This is a genomic window from Salinimicrobium sp. CAU 1759 (assembly GCF_054482715.1).
This window is the reverse complement of the sequence record NZ_JBTLRK010000001.1, coordinates 2,027,065-2,045,094: the sequence shown is the minus strand read 5'-3', so window position 1 is coordinate 2,045,094 and position 18,030 is coordinate 2,027,065. Positions and strand designations below refer to the sequence as shown.

Annotated in this window: 15 protein-coding genes; 3 read left to right on the top strand and 12 right to left on the bottom strand. The window is 42.7% G+C overall.

Annotated elements, in window-relative coordinates:
• Positions 1-104 precede the first annotated feature (104 nt).
• From ACXYMT_RS09215 to ACXYMT_RS09205, 3 genes are read right to left on the bottom strand one after another with little or no spacing between them, the layout of a single operon-like run.
• A complete protein-coding gene (locus tag ACXYMT_RS09215; protein WP_459058786.1) occupies positions 105-1,616 on the bottom strand; it encodes a PH domain-containing protein in 1,512 nt (503 codons plus the stop codon).
• The gene (locus ACXYMT_RS09210) at positions 1,609-2,142 is read right to left on the bottom strand and encodes a PH domain-containing protein (protein WP_459058785.1); all 534 of its coding nucleotides are present in this window, start codon (positions 2,140-2,142) and stop codon (positions 1,609-1,611) included. The genes ACXYMT_RS09215 and ACXYMT_RS09210 overlap by 8 nt, the downstream gene beginning before the upstream one ends.
• Positions 2,130-2,969: a 1,4-dihydroxy-2-naphthoyl-CoA synthase gene (locus tag ACXYMT_RS09205; protein ID WP_459058784.1), complete on the bottom strand. Its 840-nt coding sequence runs from the start codon at positions 2,967-2,969 to the stop codon at positions 2,130-2,132. The genes ACXYMT_RS09210 and ACXYMT_RS09205 overlap by 13 nt, the downstream gene beginning before the upstream one ends.
• A gap of 131 nt (positions 2,970-3,100) precedes the next feature.
• On the opposite strand from ACXYMT_RS09205, the gene ACXYMT_RS09200 reads away from it, so the two are divergent.
• A complete protein-coding gene (locus ACXYMT_RS09200) occupies positions 3,101-3,628 on the top strand; it encodes a hypothetical protein (RefSeq protein ID WP_459058783.1) in 528 nt (175 codons plus the stop codon).
• Here the strand turns inward: ACXYMT_RS09200 and ACXYMT_RS09195 are convergent.
• The 4 genes from ACXYMT_RS09195 to ACXYMT_RS09180 are packed head-to-tail and all read right to left on the bottom strand — an operon-like array spanning position 3,616 to position 7,854.
• Positions 3,616-4,446, bottom strand: a complete 831-nt coding sequence (locus ACXYMT_RS09195) for a CvfB family protein (RefSeq protein ID WP_459058782.1) — start codon at positions 4,444-4,446, stop codon at positions 3,616-3,618. The genes ACXYMT_RS09200 and ACXYMT_RS09195 overlap by 13 nt on opposite strands.
• Before the next feature lie 38 nt (positions 4,447-4,484).
• Positions 4,485-6,215, bottom strand: coding sequence for a 2-succinyl-5-enolpyruvyl-6-hydroxy-3-cyclohexene-1-carboxylic-acid synthase (menD, locus tag ACXYMT_RS09190; RefSeq protein WP_459058781.1), 1,731 nt, complete (start codon positions 6,213-6,215; stop codon positions 4,485-4,487).
• Positions 6,216-6,275: 60 nt separating this feature from the next.
• Positions 6,276-7,433, bottom strand: a complete 1,158-nt coding sequence (locus ACXYMT_RS09185; protein WP_459058780.1) for a chorismate-binding protein — start codon at positions 7,431-7,433, stop codon at positions 6,276-6,278.
• Positions 7,426-7,854, bottom strand: a complete 429-nt coding sequence (locus tag ACXYMT_RS09180; protein WP_459058779.1) for a PaaI family thioesterase — start codon at positions 7,852-7,854, stop codon at positions 7,426-7,428. The genes ACXYMT_RS09185 and ACXYMT_RS09180 overlap by 8 nt, the downstream gene beginning before the upstream one ends.
• Positions 7,855-7,901: 47 nt before the next feature.
• Here ACXYMT_RS09180 and ACXYMT_RS09175 point away from each other — a divergent pair, with 47 nt between their 5' ends.
• Complete coding sequence (locus tag ACXYMT_RS09175; protein WP_459058778.1) at positions 7,902-8,543, top strand: alpha/beta hydrolase; 642 nt, start codon at positions 7,902-7,904, stop codon at positions 8,541-8,543.
• Between the two features lie 119 nt (positions 8,544-8,662).
• Here ACXYMT_RS09175 and ACXYMT_RS09170 read toward each other — a convergent pair whose 3' ends face one another.
• From ACXYMT_RS09170 to dnaK, 4 genes are all read right to left on the bottom strand, one after another.
• Positions 8,663-9,964, bottom strand: a complete 1,302-nt coding sequence (locus ACXYMT_RS09170; protein ID WP_459058777.1) for an amidohydrolase family protein — start codon at positions 9,962-9,964, stop codon at positions 8,663-8,665.
• Positions 9,965-9,973: 9 nt separating this feature from the next.
• Positions 9,974-11,332, bottom strand: a complete 1,359-nt coding sequence (locus ACXYMT_RS09165; RefSeq protein WP_459058776.1) for an amidohydrolase — start codon at positions 11,330-11,332, stop codon at positions 9,974-9,976.
• A gap of 43 nt (positions 11,333-11,375) precedes the next feature.
• Positions 11,376-13,025 carry an amidohydrolase family protein gene (locus ACXYMT_RS09160; RefSeq protein WP_459058775.1) on the bottom strand — a complete coding sequence of 550 codons (1,650 nt, stop codon included), beginning with the start codon at positions 13,023-13,025 and terminating at the stop codon, positions 11,376-11,378.
• A gap of 440 nt (positions 13,026-13,465) precedes the next feature.
• The gene (dnaK, locus tag ACXYMT_RS09155) at positions 13,466-15,397 is read right to left on the bottom strand and encodes a molecular chaperone DnaK (RefSeq protein ID WP_459058774.1); all 1,932 of its coding nucleotides are present in this window, start codon (positions 15,395-15,397) and stop codon (positions 13,466-13,468) included.
• 196 nt (positions 15,398-15,593) lie between these two features.
• Between dnaK and ACXYMT_RS09150 the strand changes: the two genes are divergently transcribed.
• Entirely contained in the window at positions 15,594-17,018 is a 1,425-nt protein-coding gene (locus tag ACXYMT_RS09150) for an L-serine ammonia-lyase (RefSeq protein ID WP_459058773.1), read from the top strand.
• A gap of 508 nt (positions 17,019-17,526) precedes the next feature.
• On the opposite strand, the gene ACXYMT_RS09145 is transcribed toward ACXYMT_RS09150, so the two are convergent.
• Positions 17,527-18,003 (bottom strand): nuclear transport factor 2 family protein, encoded by a 477-nt coding sequence (locus ACXYMT_RS09145; RefSeq protein ID WP_459058772.1) that lies wholly within the window; start codon positions 18,001-18,003, stop codon positions 17,527-17,529.
• Positions 18,004-18,030 lie beyond the last annotated feature (27 nt).

Below are 18,030 nucleotides of genomic sequence, written 5' to 3'. Positions count from 1 at the left end.
ATTATCAGATTACCACCTATTATAAATCCTATTTAATTATTTCACATATTTTCGAAAGAAACAATTAAAAAAGTGCATTTTTGAAGGGCTATCTTATCAAATACTTACATCCAGGATCTTTTGGTGCTTTCAATTTTGAACAGCAGGTAGTTGATCAAAGGCTGCACCTGAGACCGGTACACCATGGGAAAACTTACATCCCCTCCGGCTGAATGAAAAGTAAGGTTGACAAGTCCTCTTCTCCTGTACCACAACGGCTGATTTATAGAAACAGACTGTAACCTGAACATCTCCAGATACTCCTCTTTTTGAAGCCATACACCCGAATGTTTAATGAGGAAATTCTTAGACACTCCCATCCTTAATTTTCTATAGTAGAAAAAGTTATACGTAGCAATCAATAGGATATAGGCAAATGCAATTGTTGCGAACCAGGTCACCGTGATAAGCTGAGCATAAAAAAATAAAAAGACCGATACGATTATTAACGGGATCATTGCTCTTGACATCTTACGCCATAATAAATATTTACTGGGAAGAATAAAAAAATCTTCTTCCACACTTGTTTTATAAAAATAGGATTTGACCTGAGAAACAACGTGGGGAGGTAACCCCACAACCTTGATCTGATTCTTTTCCAGATCATTTTCACTGCTGGCTAGGGAGATCTTCACCTGGTACAGGTTCATTCTTTGCTGAAGAGGATTTGTTAGCACCTGCAGCAACTGTATCCTACTTGCACGAAGATTCACTTTAGTATTATTCTTAAGACCCATTTCTACCTGCAGCGTATCCCTAAACTTCTTTAAATGCAGATCGAAATATTTAATGATGGTTTCACCAACAGTGATGATCATTCCCACTAAAAGGAGAAAAATAATAAGCACGAATTTCCCCTGGGCCCAAAATACTTCCGGCTCCTGGAGTTGAGCAGAAAGTTCCTCATTAAACATAAACTGCTCCCTAAGAGTAAAATAGAAGGCAATAATTATTCCTACTCCCCGAAGATAGTTAGAGGTCAAACCGAGTTTAAAAAGAGTGAAGAGGCTAACTTTATGCTCCCACTCAGGAGCGGCTTTTGAAGTTGTTTCTAATTCAGATTCTTCAGGAAAATCTATATGCTCCAGTCCCTCTTCTTTTTCTTCTTCAGCATGAGCCATTAATTTTTCAGTAAGGGAATTTGCCTTCTCCTGGCTAAGAGCTTTGATCTCCACCTCTTTTTCCTGACTTCCGGCAGTTTCAACAACAACGCTATAGACTCCTATTATCCTTTGTAGAATGTTCCTCTTGAAATTGACCTGCTGGATCTTGCGGAATGGAAGATTAATAGTGTCAGTTGAAAAAACACCTTTTTGAAGCACAAACTCTTCGTTCCTTTCATCAATATGGAATTTAAAATTCAGAAAATATAGAATGCTGTAGGCAAGGCTCAATATTAAAACAAGGATCAGCGCAGCACCTGCCAAAAACATGGTTCTGGGACTAAATTCTCCAATTGCAAAATAGATCACCACCACCCACAGGTTTCGGGCAATGTGATAAAGAGATGTAGCAAATATCAACACAAGACCTACTACAGATTGCCGTTGAGGCTGTGCAAAGCTAAAATCAGGCATGTTTATAGATTCGGGAGGAAATTTCCTCTTTTACAGAGGTGGCTGTAGTAGGGTCCAGGCCGGGCACGCTAATGTCACTTCCCGATCCCCCGGCAGTGAATACCTTCACAGTGGCAATACTCAGCATTTTATCTAAAAAAGAACGTTCAACCGATACATGTTGTATCCTGTTGAAAGGAACCACAGTAGTGCGTTCAAATATAAAGCCTCTTTTAAAGATGATATCCTGCTCCCTTAATCCGTAACCACTTCTCCTAATATACATGACATTATTAAAAAAGGTCCAGGCAAGGATAACAGCTAAAAATGCCACTCCCCACCAGAGCCACTTGTGGACCTGAGGAGGAGAAAAATAAAATGCTACAACCAGTCCAAGTACGAAGAACAAGAAGGAAGTAACAGTTCCTATCTGCAATTTCACCAGGTATTTTCGTGAGATAGGTTGCAGCTCTACTTCCTCGAGTTTAGGAAGTGATTCTACCTCCAGCTGAAAATTAGAGAAACGCTCTGCTTCTAAGGAATCCATTTCTTATCAAAATTTGGTTTCCTTTTTTCTAAAAAGGCATTACGTCCTTCTTTTGCTTCATCGGTCATATAGGCCAAACGAGTAGCTTCGCCGGCAAAGACCTGCTGCCCTACCATCCCATCATCGGTGAGGTTCATGGCGAACTTCAGCATCTTAATTGAAGTGGGTGACTTGGCCAGAATTTCCTGAGCCCACTCATATGCAGTATCTTCCAGTTCCTCATGCGGAATAACAGCATTGACCATTCCCATTACAAAAGCTTCCTGAGCCGAATAATTCCTTCCTAAGAAGAAGATCTCCCTCGCCTTTTTTTGTCCGACCATTTTTGCAAGATAAGCAGACCCATAGCCTCCGTCGAAACTCGTAACATCAGCATCTGTTTGTTTAAAGATCGCGTGTTCCTTACTTGCAAGGGTAAGATCACATACCACGTGAAGGCTGTGACCTCCTCCTACAGCCCAGCCGGGAACAACTGCAATTACTGCTTTTGGCATGAATCTTATTAGTCGCTGCACTTCCAGGATATTAAGCCGGTGCATTCCATCTTCGCCCACGTAGCCCTGATGACCGCGGGCTTTTTGATCTCCCCCACTGCAAAAGCTGTAAACCCCATCCTTAGGAGAAGGTCCTTCAGCAGAAAGCAGAACTACGCCAATAGAAGTGTCTTCCTGTGCATCGTAAAATGCATCATAGAGCTCACTGGTAGTTTTTGGTCTAAAAGCATTGCGGACTTCTGGACGATTAAAGGCTATTCTCGCTACTCCATTAGATTTCTTGTAGGTAATATCTTCGTATTCTTTAGCTGTCTTATAATCAGGTTTGGCCATGTGTATCAATTTTACTCAAAAATAAGACTTTTATATTTTCCCTTAGCATAAAACCCTGCTGCCAGAAAAGCTTTATCTTTCGGTTCCTAAAAGTTGTATGGTTTTTGATTCTTAGGCGACAAACAGGACACATGAAAAAACTCCTTCTCCTTTTTTTTCTTATGCTCAGTGTAATTGGGTATTCTCAGGAATTCTCCGGTGAGGCTGACAAAAGTCAGGTCTTCAGGCAAATGGAGTCGCCTCCACTTGAAGAGATATTTATAGGTTTAAAAGAAGTTAGACCCAGTCTTTCTATGTTTGTAGCCCAGCTTCCTGAAAGAGAATTTACCATTACCGAAGTGGATTTCAGCAAGAAGGAAGTAAAAAGGCAGGTTAACCTCATTGCAATGATGGAGAGAAAGCGCTATGAAAAGGAGAAGGCTTCAGTTGATCTTGATTCTCCCATGCCCGATGTCAGCTCCGGAGAAAAAGCTCTCATCGAGATCACCAACGATATAAGGATGCGCGACCGTAGTTCTAATTTCGATATCTATACAGGCGAAAAGAAGATACCGGCTTATGAAGAATTCCAGACTCCGCTGTTCCGTCGCAATTATTCTCCCTATTCCGGTAGAGGATATATTTCGCCAAACGCCTATTACAATCCCTACTTGAGGTAAATTCCGTTTTCTTTAATATCTACTTTACGTTGTTTGTAAAGATTCCCTAATGCACGCTTAAAGCTCTTTTTGCTCATTTGCACCTCTTTTTGAACTTCTTGTGGAGAAGATTTATCGGTGAGCGGTAAAAACCCGCCTTTTATTTCCAGTAATGTTAAAAGTTCCTGAGCATTAGGTTCAATGCTGCGGTAACCGGGACGTTGCAGCGTGATATCTATTTTCCCGTCGGGACGGGTTTTCTTTACAAATCCTTTCAGCCTGTCACCCACGTGCAGTTTTTGAAAGACATCATCTTTATATAGTAATCCTTTATGGATCTCATTGACGATCACGTTCCAGCCCAATTCCGTAGGATTAGCAACTATAAGATCTACCTCTTCAAAGGCTTCTACGGTAAGCTGAGAATTATCTAGAAAAGCATCTACCTTACTTGAACCAACCAGCCTGTCTGTCAATTCATCCAGGTAGCAGAAAATAAGATATCGTTCTCCCTGCCGCATCTTTACCGCTTGTTCCTTAAAGGGCACAAAAAGATGCTTTTCCAGTCCCCAATCCATAAAAGCACCAATCTCACTGACCTCTACACATTTCAAAAAGCCGAATTCATCCAGCTTCACAAATGGCTTCAAGGTAGTTGCCACCGGTCGCTCCTCGTGATCAAGATAAACGAAAACCTTTATTTCATCCCCAATTTCAAAAGTCGCAGGTTTGTATTTGTTAGGTAACAGCACCTCATTTCCGTCATCATCTTTAAGAAAAAGTCCGGGTTCTGTATCGCGATCAATCTTTAAGGTGTGATATTCTCCAATGGCAAGCATAAAATCAAATTTTTGGCAAAGTTACTTATAATTAATGGCTATTTCACGAAGCTGAAATATTCCAGCAACACCTCGTCATTCACCTTCCGCGGAGTAAATATCTCCAGAACCTTTGGTTTTTCTGAGGTGTCAAAAAAGGTATTTAGGCCCTCCTTTATTTCTTCGGAAGATGTAGCTGATGCATATTCAAATCCGTAAAGATCACAAACAGGTTTTGCGTTGAGCTCGTGTACTGTTTCAAAGTACTCATCAAAAGTATCAGTGTTCTTGTCTCCAGGAAGTATCCTGAAGATCCCTCCTCCCTGATTATTGAGGATGATAATCCTGAAATTCTTCGGAATATTCTTATTCCAAAGGGCATTGCTATCATAGAAAAAGCTAAGGTCTCCGGTAATCATCAACACCGGTTCTTGTGAGATCATCGCGGCACCCACCGATGTTGATATGCTGCCATCTATCCCGCTGGTTCCGCGGTTACAGTAGATCTGCAAGTCTTCTTTCCATCTAAAGAGCTGGGCATATCTAATGACAGAACTATTTGCCAAATGCAGAATGTAATTATCGGGTACTGCGGGACAAACCAACTGCATAGCTTTTAGATCTGAATACGGGATCCTTCCCATATAGTCTTCGTGCTTTACTTTTCTCCTGCTTCTCACCTCCTGCCAGTATTCGGCATAATTACTTTCTGAAATTTCAGTAAGCGGAAAGAACTGACTAAAGAACGAATTAACTGAAGTTTCAAAATGTTTGTTCAGGCAAAAGAAGGTATTATATGCCTTTTTTGGATCCACATGCCAGTGCTGTTTTGGCTGATAATTCCGAAGAAAAGCCTTGATCTTTTTGGAGACGATCATTCCGCCGAAGGTGAGCAAAATTTCCGGCTGCAAATTGTCGAAAAGCTGCTCGCGATTTTCGTCTTTTTCGATGGGACCTACTATGGTATCAATACGCGTGAAGAAATTCTCCTGGTGCACATTTGAAGTAGTTTCGGTAAAAACAATTACCGAAGGATCATTCGCCAGTTGATCCAGAAACTTTTGTTCAACTGAATTTGGAGAAGAAACTCCAATGATCACCATCTTCCTCGCAGCCGTGTTCCAAAGATCGGCATACGCCTGCAGCTGATTTTGTGAATAGGTTCTCTCGATGATCTCAGGTAATATCTGGATCGGATTCACCTCTACATCTTCTACGGTTCCATATAGCGGTTCGTAGAACGGAACATTTATATGCACCGGTCCCTTCTCCTCTATCGCCTTGTTCAGCGCTAAGTTTATCTCCCGCTCGTTATGCTTCTGAGATTCGAATTGTTTCTGCTGAAGTTTCTTATCTGTCGCTTCGTTTTCCAGCACCAGTTCGGAATGCAGGTTAGCGGAATACAAAATATGGTTCTCAAAAATGTTCTTTTGGCGAATGGTTTGTCCGTCGCCAATGTCAATGCGTTCTATTGGTCTGTCGGCAGAGATCACCACCAGCGGAATATCGCTGTAAAAAGCCTCAGCTACCGCCGGATAATAATTGAGCAATGCAGATCCTGAGGTGCAAACCACCGCTACAGGTTTTTGCAGCTGTTGCGCCATTCCTATAGCCACAAAGGCCGCACAGCGTTCGTCGACGATGCTGTAAGTTTTAATATTTGAATGATGTACAAAACCATTGGTCAAAGGCGCATTTCGCGAGCCGGGGGAGATCACAACATGCTGAATCCCCTTGGCTTCGCAAAGCGCAATAATTGATCTTGCAACCGGTATTTTTGGGTGTTTCATATAAGGATTCTATAAGACCTGCAAGGTTTTCAAAACCTTGTAGGTCTCTATATTAAAAAATCATTTCAACAGCACTTTCTTCATCGTCTCCGCCTTATTCACTGTTTCCTGCCACTCATCATCGGGCACGGAATCTTTCGTGATTCCGCCACCAACGAACAGCACCGCCTTATTTTCTTCAATTTCCATACAGCGCAAATTCACGTAAAGATCAGTTTCTTTTTTAACCGCTCGGTAAGCGAGGTTCTCAACATTTCTCCTGGTCCTGCTTCGCTGTACATTTGTCTGCAGATTCAGTTCTCCCAGAAATCCGGTGTAGAATTCTCTGTCGTAATTTTCTTCTGAAAGTATGAATTCCCTGGCTTTCTCTTTTGGCAAGCCGCATACTGCGGGTGTGGGATGCAGGGCAGAGATTATTTTTTCTGCTGAGCCGCGATTAATCGCGGCTGTACCTTTCAATATTCCCTGGATATCCGATCTGATATGCAAAAGATTCCCTGCCCTGGCAGCATAGGGATCTGATATGTCCAGGTTTTCCAATCCGCAGCTTTTCAGGTTTCCTACAATGGAATCAGTCACAAATTGCTGTTCCTGCTTCTCCTTTTCGCCCCATTCCACATCCATGGTTCCGGAGAATTTTTGGGTACCGGCGAGGGCCATAGTTTTGAAGCGATTTCCTTCAATTTTCAGCAGCGTTTCGGGCGTCGCGCCAAGCCAGCAGCCGACTTTCGGGTGAAACCAGCAGTAGACAAAGGCTAAGGGATAGGCTTTCAGCAGTTCTTTGAACAGCTTCAGCGGATTAGGATCATCCAATTCCACTATTTCCTTTCGGGAAAGCACCACCTTCTCCATTGCTCCGGCTTTTAAAGCCTCAACTGCTTTTGCAACCAATTGCACGTGTGCCGACTTTTTTTCTTCCGGAATTTCCCCTTTTTGAGAGGTATGACTAACAGTTAGTTTTTCAGAAACTACCTGCTCATAAATGAGCTTTTCAGAAACATTTTCAGGAAAGAAAATAGTTTTTTCTGAGGTGTCAAAAGGGGCAAAAACAAACCCGCTTTCGGTGAAGTCAGTAGTATAATGCAGCTGATCATCCTGTTGAAGAAAAGCTTTTACTTCTCCTGAGTTTCCGGTTAAGACTGGCTTACGATAAGCTACAAAAGGCAGATTTTGCAAATACTGAGCCCCGAGTTTTTGAAAAAATTCAGCTTCAGGCATTTGTTCTCTTTTTCGGAAGTGTAATGGTCGTTAGCTTCACTACAGAAATGAGGTTTTCAGCTTCGTCTGTGATCCTGATGCTCCAAAGTTGAGTGGTACGTCCTTTATGAAGATAAGTAGCCTTGGCAAAAACAAAACCTTCAGAAACACTTTTCAGGTGATTGGCAGAGATCTCAATTCCGCGGACCAAAAATTCATCGGTGTCAAGAAAAACGTAACTGGCGAAACTTCCCACACTTTCGGCCAACGCAACCGTAGCGCCTCCGTGCAGAACTCCGTCGGGTTGATGAACCTTTGAAGTCACCGGCATTTTGGCCACCAGGTAATCCTTTCCGACTTCAATAAATTCAATATCAAGAGTTTCCATGAACGTGTTCTTCGATACTTTCTTCGACAGCTCCAGAATTTCCTCTTTGGTCATAGCAAATAGATTGGTTTCTTTGTAAAAGTACAAAACCACCCGATAATATGGATGAAAAGCAGGTTTCTTATCGCTCTAGCAATACCTATAGCACATTGAACGAATTGACAAACAAAACTGAAAACGTCTGGGTAGTTTTCCACGGAATTGGTTACCTGAGTCGCTATTTTCTGAAATACTTCCGCCACCTCAACCAGGAGAAGAATTATATCATCGCGCCACAGGCACCCTCAAAATACTATCTCAACGGAAAATATGAGCACGTTGGCGCCTCCTGGGCCACACGCGAAAACACGGAGCAGGAGATCCAGAATGTCCTCTCCTACCTGGATGAAATATATGAACATGAGGATCTCAAAAATGCGAAAAACCTGATCCTTTTCGGCTACTCCCAGGGCGTCTCCATCGTCACCCGCTGGATAGCCCGGCGCCAAATTAATTGCTCAAAACTTATCCTTAATTCCGGCCGACTTCCAAAGGAATTAAAGCCTGATGATTTGGCATTTTTGGAAGGTACAGAGATCTATTTCGTCTTTGGAACGGAAGATCCTTTTGTCAATGAAGAATTTTTGGAGTCGGAAGAAAAACGAATAAGGCAGTTGTTTCCGAAGAATTTGAAGTTCATTCCTTTTGATGGCGGACATGAGATCAACAAGGAAGTAATAAATAACCTGGCCGGGCCAAGCTAAACTAAACCTATTCCTATCTATCAGAATCTAATAGGTTTAAAAACCTTTTCATTTCAGTCTATAAACCAGCACAGCCTCCCAAAAGTTGAGAGGCTGTGCTATTATAAAACTTAAAGAGATTATTTTTTCAATCCCGGGCTTCGTTGTAAGAATTCTTCGTAGAGTTCTATATGACGACTTTGCATAGGAATCTTCCAACCGTCAATAAAAACATGCTCCACATTTGTAGCTGTTTCAAAAGGATGGCCGGTAGAAACGAATAGTGTAGCCTGCTTTCCTTCTTCAATAGACCCCAGCTTATCGGCAACATTAAACAACTCGGCAGGAACAATTGTTATAGCTTTCAAGGCATCTTCCTTCGACATTCCATAAGCAGCAGCAAAACCTGCGTTGTAAGGAAGATTCCTCACATTTTCTGTTTCCATAGTTCGAATAGCCACTTTAATACCGGCTTCTTTCATTATTCCGGGATTGGCGTATGGTTTGTCGAACCTGTCATAGTCACGGGAAGGTGTGCTTAGAACGGGGCCTACAATTACAGGAATTCCGGCATCCGCAATTTCTTCAGCTACTCTAAAGCCTTCACTAACTCCCGAAAAAATGGCGTTAATATCCTTTTCCTTCACCCATTCCAAAGCCTTCTTAATGTCCTTTGCTTTGTTAACTTCAATTATTAGAGGTAATTCTTTTCTGTAAACCGGCAACAGTGCTTTCATCTCCGGATAATAATCAAGCTCCACAGAAGTCGATCCTGCAGCATTTGCACTGTCTATAACATGATATTGGGCTACTTTTTCCCAAATATCATCCAGTTCTTCCATGGTCTTCTTATTGGCTTTTTTTATTTCTTCCTCTGTTCTTTTATCCCACCAGCCTCTTTTTCCCGATTGTGGAAAATTCATAACAGGAGTAGAAAACCCGGCATACATTTGTTGTGGTGTGTATCCGTGCAAATTGATCAAAGAAGCTTTTCCGGGAAACAATCCTCCATCAGGAGACGCTATTACTGTGGTAACTCCACTCACCCGGGTAACCGGTATAAGTGCAGAATTAGGATTTACGGCGCTTAAAGCTTCCATGTGAGGAATTACTTCTCCTATTTCACTGTAGTCCTGAGTGAGACTGACCGAGCCTACTTCAGAAAGTCCAAGCCTTGTGCCGCCATCGATCATCCCGGGAAAAATATGTTTTCCGCTGCAATCAATTACCTGCACATCTTCTCCAAAAGAGGTTTGAGTGCCCACGCTTTCAATCTTTCCATCTCTTATGAGGACTGTACCATTTTCAATTACACCGTTTGTTACTGTGTGTATAGTGGCATTTTCAAGAGCAAAGGCAGCATATTCGGCTTTAGGACTCTGTGCCTGTATTGATGCTATAGCTAAAATTACCACTAAAACTGTAGATAATATTCGTTTCATAATTCTCAATTATTCGTTTAAAAAAATCCATCCGGTGTTTGACATACATTTCTCGTGCTCTGTCATTTGTCTCATTACCTCCACTTCTTCTGAAGGGTCTACATAGATCCTTACATCATCTCTGTCTTCTTCAATGTCAAAATACTTCACACCATCTACAAAGGTCATTTGCGGTACTGCATAAATGGAAAGAGGGTGATTTTCAAATATTACAACATCCCCGTCCTTCCCAACTTCCAGGGATCCTACCCTGTTGTCAATTCCAAGTTGTTTTGCCGGATTGAGAGTAATTAGTTCCAGAGCCTGCTGGTCTGTAAGATTCCCGTACTTCTGGGTTTTAGCTGCTTCATGATATAAATGCCTAATTAATTCACCACTGTCTGAATTAATTGAGGTGTTAACTCCATTCTGGGTTAGAATAGCAGCATTATATGCTGTGGAATAGTAAACCTCGAATTTATAAGCCCACCAATCGGCAAAAACAGAAGCCATCGCACCAAATTCAGCAATTTCAGGAGCTACTTTAAAGGCTTCATTAGCATGTTGAAATACGAGTTTTTCAATTCCATAATCTTTAAAAACCTCCATCAGCATCAAAATTTCATCTGCCCGATAAGAATGACAGTGAACAATTATTTCCCCCCGAAGAATATCGGCAATAACTTCTTTTTGAAGATCGTACGCAGGAGGCATTCCCTTATAGCCCCTCTTATTCTTATTACTGTTGTATTCATCCCAGGCCTCCATATACTCTTTAGCTTCAGAGAACGAACGTCGAAACACCTGCTCTACCCCCATTCGTGTACGTGGAAGAAGTCCGCTCCCTTCCCCATGCACGCGGGTAGGATTTTCGCCCAAGGCAAATTTAATAGTGCGGGGAGCACCTTGCATTCGGATATCTTCCATTTTTACAGTTCCCCAGCGGTGTTTGATGGTTTCATTCTGTCCTCCAATAGCATTGGCCGAACCATGCATGGCATGAGAGATAGTAACCCCGCCGGCAAGGGCGCGATAAATTCCTACATCAAGGGGATTGAGCACATCTCCTGTCCAAACCTGGGCCGTAACGGGTTGAGTGGCTTCATTTACCGCATCCAAAGCAATATGGGAATGGGCATCTATGATCCCGGGCATTACATATTTTCCGGTAGCATCGATTACCTGTACTCCCGATGGAGCAGAAATGTTAGGACCAATCTTCGAAATTTTCCCGTTCCGGATAAGAACGTCAGAGTTTTCCTGTGTGCCATTGGTAACTGTGATTACTGTACCGTTTTTTATAAGCACATCTCCCTGTTTGGTTTGAGCAGATATGTTGCCCACCAAAAACAGACTGATTAATATGATTAGTGAAAATTGTTTTTTCATTTTCTTATTTTAAATTTTTGAAATTTGACCTTCCAGATTAATCTTACCCGTTAGGAGATTTTGTTCCCGTTACAGTATATTCCTGACCTCCACTGCTCAGGTTTCCTTTAAAAGTATCTTCGGAAAGAGTGAGAATAGCAATCACATCCATTTTTTGGCCCTGAATTACCACCTCAAAATTAAAGGTTAATCTGTCGTCTGTCAGCACGATGTCCTGTAAAGTACTCTCCTCTCCTGTAAGACTATTTGAAATGGTGCCGGAAAGAACTCCATCGGTTTCCTGCAGGATGAGGGTTCCGGTAATAGGTCCATCGGGAGTATCGGCTTTGTAATCCCACGTTCCTGTTGCTTTTGCAATTGTTTCCGGATCTGCCTTTGTGGTTTCTTTTTCTTCATATTTAAATAATTCCCCTTCGACCATAACATATCTTATTTTAGCATCTTTCTCAAAATATGGCTTAGAGGAAATAAACATGTTTGCCATTTTTCCACTTTCAATGGTGCCGGCAAGTCCACTAACCCCAAGCATAGATGCCGGAGTAGTTGTCAAAGCTGCAAGAGCCGCTTCTTCTGAAAGTCCGTTCTCCACCATCTTCTGAATCGCTTTTTGCACCTCGGCGGGTTTTGCTTCAAGACCGGAAAAACCAAAAGGAATTCCTGCCGCTTCAAATTCACCCATTTGACCATAATACCTGTTGGTAAATTCTTCTTTTCTCTTTTCAAGCTGAAGCCTTTCTTCTGAAGACTTTTCATCTTTTACTGAATCTTTCTTCTTCTCCTTTAGCTCCGGAAGCTCCAGGCTAAAAAATACTCCTGTATTTGATTCTTTTATCTCCCTGGTGAGATCCCATCCCTGTTTAAGATCTGTGAGTACAAGATTGAAACCCAGTTCCTCCTTAAGTAACATCGCCCTCTGAGCCGGTAGAACTTCCTGCGCCCTAAAGAACACAGGGATCTGTTTTTGAATTACCGGATAAAGAGCCTCTAAAGTTTCATTATACACAGGTCTTTCCCTACCTGCAGGATTTTCCAGATAGTTTTTTCTAAACATCTGTGCATATTCAGCTTGTCTGTACAATTCCCGGTATTTTGCCATCACCCCAAGAATATTTGAAGGATACATTCTTCTGGCTCCGTCAAAAGTGGCATAAAGAAAGGTTTCATTTTTTAGAATGAGATCCCCAACAGAATTGCCTTTTAAAAGCAACATGGCCCCGGTTCCCGGTAACATTCCACCTGAAGGAGCGGATTGGACCAGCGTAAATCCTGAAGCTCTCCATTCTTCTATTGATTTATGCGAGCTTTCAAGATATGGATTCACTAACCGATCCGGAGTAATTCCCGCAACATCGTTGGGCGGATTTCCCGGGTCCTTGACTTTAGGTCTCTCCTCTTGCTCAGGCATTTTTATTCCGGCATGAGACATTCCCAGGATGAATCCCGGATAGAGGTACATACTATCAGCTTTGATTATTCTGGCGCCTGGAGGAACTGATATGTTCCTGCCCACAGCAGTTATTAGCCCGTCCCGAACAAGTACAGTACCTTCTTGTATTAATTTTCCGGGGGAAGGAATGATATTCACATTGGTCACTGCCACTGTTCCTGTAACAGGTTTTAGGTTAATATCCTGTGCCTGTACCGGGCCCAGGACAGTAAGGACAAAGAATAATGCCCAGGTAATTTTTTTCATAATTGAAGTTTAATAAATTTTTACAGGCTGAAGATAGAAGAAAAAATTAAAAGGAAAAACCTGTAAATATCCTGGGTCTATTGAATAGAAAAGAAAGGAATTGTACTGTAAGAAACAGAAACAATGATTTTTGACACTATCTCGAAAATTGGACCTCCTCCTGAACTTGTTTCAGAATCTCCTTTCCTGCAATCCGTGCCGGAATCTTCCATCCCCACCCCGGCCTTCGGCCACCCCTCCGCCGGAGGGGACTGCTCAAAAGAAATTATTATCACAATAAGAAGAAGCGTCATCCTGAACTTGTTTCAGGATCTACGAGAAGCTGAAACAAGTCAGCTTGACGTAAAGAAAAACCCAGAAACAAAAAAAGCGCTGCCAACCGGCAGCGCTTTTATATTCATCCCACTCCTCCCCTTATTAAGGGGAGGCAGGAAGGGGTCTTATTTTACTTCTTCAAAGTCAACGTCTTCTACATCGTCACCTTGCTTAGCGTCACCTCCGGCTTGTTCTCCTCCGGTTGGTCCTCCCTGAGGCCCACCTTGTGGTCCACCCGGCTGTCCACCAGCTTCGGCTTGTGCTTTGTACATTTCTTCAGAAGCTACTTTCCATGCCTCATTGATCTTATCTAATGCAGGCTGAATTGTGTCTACTTCTTTTGTTTCATAAGCTTTCTTAAGCTCTTCCAAAGCATCTTCGATCGGCTTCTTCTTGTCATCAGAAAGTTTATCACCAAATTCTTTCAGCTGCTTTTCAGTCTGGAAAATCATAGCATCAGCTTCATTCAGCTTATCTACTTTTTCTTTGGCTTTCTTATCAGTTTCAGCATTCGCTTCAGCTTCCTGCTTCATCTTTTGGATCTCTTCTTCAGTAAGACCAGAAGAGGCCTCGATTCTAATATCCTGAGATTTACCGGTAGCTTTATCTGTCGCGCTTACTTTGATAATACCGTTGGCATCGATATCAAAAGTTACTTCAATTTGAGGTGTTCCTCTTGGCGCCGGTGGAATTCCATCAAGGTGGAATCTACCGATCGTTTTGTTATCGGCAGCCATTGGACGCTCTCCCTGTAACACATGGATCTCAACAGAAGGCTGATTATCGGCCGCAGTAGAGAATACCTGTGATTTCTTGGTTGGTATGGTCGTGTTAGACTCGATCAATTTGGTCATCACACCACCCATAGTTTCAATACCAAGAGAAAGCGGAGTTACGTCAAGAAGTAATACATCTTTCACGTCTCCTGTAAGTACACCACCCTGGATCGCAGCACCAATCGCTACTACCTCATCTGGGTTCACACCTTTAGAAGGTTTCTTTCCGAAGAACTTCTCAACTTCTTCCTGGATCTTAGGGATACGGGTTGATCCACCAACAAGAATTACCTCGTCAATATCACTTTTTGAAAGCCCTGCATCGCTAAGTGCTTTTTGCACAGGATCCATAGAACGCTTTACCAAAGTATCTGCAAGTTGCTCGAATTTAGATCTTGTAAGTGTCTCCACAAGGTGCTTTGGTCCACTAGCGGTAGCAGTTACGTATGGCAGGTTGATCTCAGTCTGAGAAGATGAGGAAAGCTCAATTTTAGCTTTTTCAGCAGCTTCCTTTAAACGTTGAAGTGCCATTGGATCTTTTCTAAGGTCGATGTCTTCAGCTTTCTGGAAAGTATCTGCAAGATAATCAATGATCACCTCATCAAAATCGTCACCTCCAAGGTGCGTATCACCATTTGTAGAAAGTACCTCAAATACTCCGTCTCCTAATTCAAGGATAGAGATATCAAATGTACCACCACCAAGGTCATAAACAGCGATCTTCTGGTCCTGAGACTTTTTATCAAGTCCATAAGCCAGTGCAGCTGCAGTCGGCTCGTTGATGATCCTTCTTACCTTTAGACCTGCGATCTCACCGGCTTCTTTTGTAGCCTGACGCTGAGAGTCATTAAAATATGCAGGTACAGTAATTACGGCTTCATTCACATCCTGTCCAAGATAATCTTCGGCAGTTTTCTTCATTTTCTGAAGCACCATTGCAGAAAGTTCCTGCGGAGTATATTTACGGCCGTCGATCTCCACACGCGGAGTGTCGTTATCACCTTTTACTACTTTATAAGGAACCCGTCCGGCTTCTTTAGAAACTTCGGAATATTTGTTTCCCATGAACCTCTTGATAGAGGAAATGGTTTTTTGCGGGTTTGTCACAGCCTGACGCTTTGCAGGATCCCCTACTTTTATTTCGCCTCCTTCTACAAAAGCAATCACAGAAGGAGTAGTTCTTTTTCCTTCGGCATTAGGTATCACCGTTGGTTCGTTACCTTCCATTACGGCAACACAGGAGTTGGTAGTACCTAAGTCGATTCCAATTATTTTACTCATAATTCTATAGGTTGTTATTTATTATTTCTGAATTTTTTTGAACAACCTCTTAAAGTCAATCATTATGCCAGCAGAAATTATATGACAGGATGTCATTTTTGACACCTGAAGTCCGTCATTTACTACAATATTTGGCAAAGATTTTTATTCTGAAATTGCTGAAGGGATTATTACCTTTGCCCGCTAAAGATTGAGAATGGAGAGTATCAGCGTTTTTGACATGCTTAAAATAGGAGTTGGTCCTTCCAGCTCCCACACCCTAGGTCCATGGCGGGCTGCCGAAAGATGGATCGCAGAATTAAAGGAAGCCGGAAGGTTTGACCTGGTTGAAAAAGTGACCATTAATCTTTATGGTTCTCTTTCTCTTACCGGAAAAGGACACGCCACAGACCTGGCCTCGGTACTGGGACTTCTGGGTTATGACCCGGTTACAGTTCCCGTGGAGAATATTGATCCCGAAATCAACAACATAAAGACTTTTAGCCGACTTAATCTTAACGGCGAACGCAGTATTAACTTTAGCCTCGAAAACGATATCGTTTTTAATAAGAAGTTCCTGCCATTCCATCCTAACGGAATGAAATTCACTGCGCTCCTTTCCTCGGGAAAAACCACCTCCTCTACCTTCTACTCCATCGGCGGCGGATTCGTTGTTAAGGAAGAACGCAAGAACGCAAAGAAGCAACTGAAGAAGTTCAAAGAATTTCCTTTTCCGATCGTAAAGGGAACAGACCTGGCTGCATTCTGTAAACAGGAGAACAAGAAGATCTCCGAAATTGTTTACGAGAATGAGAAATCCCTGCGGACAGAAGAAGAAATCGACACCGGACTCAAAGCTGTCTGGAATGTAATGCTGGAATCTATGTACCTCGGCTGTCACACCGAAGGCACCCTCCCGGGTGGATTAAATGTACGCCGCCGTGCTCCCGATTCTCACAAGAAGCTCATCGGAGATTCAAAATATGACAGCAAGGAAGAATGGATCGAAGCCATTCGAAACACTGAAGTGAAGTTTCGTTCAATTCTAAAATGGGTAAGCTGCTTCGCTCTGGGAGTCAATGAGGTTAACGCTTCACTTGGTCGTGTAGTTACAGCTCCAACTAATGGAAGTGCCGGAGTAATTCCCGCGGTGCTTATGTATTACCTCACAATCGAAAACCATGATGCAGGATTTGAAAAGATCAAGCAGTTCCTTTTAGTAGCCGGTGAAATTGGAAGTCTCTTTAAAAAAGGTGCGACAATTTCGGCTGCAATGGGTGGCTGTCAGGCAGAAATTGGAGTTTCTTCCTCCATGGCCGCCGGAGCTCTGACTGAAGTTATGGGTGGTAGCCCAGAACAAGTCATGATGGCTGCCGAAATCGCTATGGAACACCACCTCGGCCTCACCTGCGACCCCATCGCCGGACTTGTTCAGATCCCTTGTATTGAAAGGAATTCCATGGGTGCTATTAAAGCCATCAACGCCGCAGAAATGGCCATGGATGCAGATTCCATACACGCCAAAGTTCCACTGGACAAAGTGATCGAAACCATGTGGGAAACTGCAAAAGACATGAACTCCAAGTACAAGGAAACCTCAGAAGGCGGATTGGCGGTGAGGGTGAGTTTGAGTGATTGTTAGGTTAAATATGAGATATTAGATCTGAGATTTGAGATTTGAGATTTTAGACTCGGACCACCCCGCCCTGCTGGCACCCCTCGTTGAAAAAAGGAGGGGAACACTTTAGAAGTTGTAAGCAACTTCACTGCCTGGCGGCAGGTTTCGGTGGAAAAACTACCAAACTGATAAAGTTAACTGTATCCTCAGCAACCTTCCGCAAAGCGGAAATTGAATTGAGATTCCACTCCTCTCGAAGAGATTGAACGCGAAGCGGAATTATTAATTCGACTCCCTCCTCTCGAGGAGGGTTTCCGCGTAGCTGAAATGTCTCAACAGCTCCCCTCCTTTTTTTAAGGAGGGGTGGCAGGCGAGAGCCTGACGGGGTGGTCAGGCACCACACCCGCGCAGCGGAATTTTGTCAACTTTAACCTTAAACTTGAAACCTGAAACAACAGGCAACTCGCAACAGGGAACTCGCAACAGGGAACTCACAACCCGAAACCCGCAACCGGTAACCCGTAACAGAAACTCATTTCATCTTCTTCTCATCACAGCCCTCTCTCCTCCTGGTGTCTATCAGGTAAATGATCTTCCATTCTCCTTTTTGTTTCAGAAATTGAAAATTGTTCACGCCACAATGACTAAAAGCATCATTAAGATAAAAGGAATAAGGAGTCCAGGCGTTTGCCATGTCTCCGTCTATTTTGATCACGTAATCGTGAAGAATTTCCTTAAAAGTTGTTTCCAGCGGAATTGAAACTATTCCTTTTAGCACTGTTGCAAGCTTCTCGTTCACCAGCCTTGTGTCTCCTTCCTTTGTTTTACCTATGGTCTGCACAACTGGATCTTCATGAAAAGCTGATTTCATGACAACAAAGTCCCGGGCGTGAAAACCTTTAAAAAAAGTATCTACAACGCTTTTTATTTTTTCTTCTTCAGTAGAATTTTGTGCTACTGCAAAGGTTCCAAAAAGGAGAAAAACAGCACTGGCTATAAGTCTTTTCATAGAATCATGGTTTTGCGGGTAATTTAG

Coding starts and splice junctions, on each gene's coding strand:
- ACXYMT_RS09145 (WP_459058772.1), bottom strand. CDS start 18,003: ATGAAAAGACTTATAGCCAGTGCTGTTTTTCTCCTTTTTGGAACCTTT.
- ACXYMT_RS09200 (WP_459058783.1), top strand. CDS start 3,101: ATGAAAAAACTCCTTCTCCTTTTTTTTCTTATGCTCAGTGTAATTGGG.
- ACXYMT_RS09195 (WP_459058782.1), bottom strand. CDS start 4,446: ATGCTTGCCATTGGAGAATATCACACCTTAAAGATTGATCGCGATACA.
- menD (WP_459058781.1), bottom strand. CDS start 6,215: ATGAAACACCCAAAAATACCGGTTGCAAGATCAATTATTGCGCTTTGC.
- ACXYMT_RS09160 (WP_459058775.1), bottom strand. CDS start 13,025: ATGAAAAAAATTACCTGGGCATTATTCTTTGTCCTTACTGTCCTGGGC.
- ACXYMT_RS09185 (WP_459058780.1), bottom strand. CDS start 7,433: ATGCCTGAAGCTGAATTTTTTCAAAAACTCGGGGCTCAGTATTTGCAA.
- ACXYMT_RS09180 (WP_459058779.1), bottom strand. CDS start 7,854: ATGACCAAAGAGGAAATTCTGGAGCTGTCGAAGAAAGTATCGAAGAAC.
- ACXYMT_RS09170 (WP_459058777.1), bottom strand. CDS start 9,964: ATGAAACGAATATTATCTACAGTTTTAGTGGTAATTTTAGCTATAGCA.
- ACXYMT_RS09215 (WP_459058786.1), bottom strand. CDS start 1,616: ATGCCTGATTTTAGCTTTGCACAGCCTCAACGGCAATCTGTAGTAGGT.
- dnaK (WP_459058774.1), bottom strand. CDS start 15,397: ATGAGTAAAATAATTGGAATCGACTTAGGTACTACCAACTCCTGTGTT.
- ACXYMT_RS09165 (WP_459058776.1), bottom strand. CDS start 11,332: ATGAAAAAACAATTTTCACTAATCATATTAATCAGTCTGTTTTTGGTG.
- ACXYMT_RS09210 (WP_459058785.1), bottom strand. CDS start 2,142: ATGGATTCCTTAGAAGCAGAGCGTTTCTCTAATTTTCAGCTGGAGGTA.
- ACXYMT_RS09150 (WP_459058773.1), top strand. CDS start 15,594: ATGGAGAGTATCAGCGTTTTTGACATGCTTAAAATAGGAGTTGGTCCT.
- ACXYMT_RS09205 (WP_459058784.1), bottom strand. CDS start 2,969: ATGGCCAAACCTGATTATAAGACAGCTAAAGAATACGAAGATATTACC.
- ACXYMT_RS09175 (WP_459058778.1), top strand. CDS start 7,902: ATGGATGAAAAGCAGGTTTCTTATCGCTCTAGCAATACCTATAGCACA.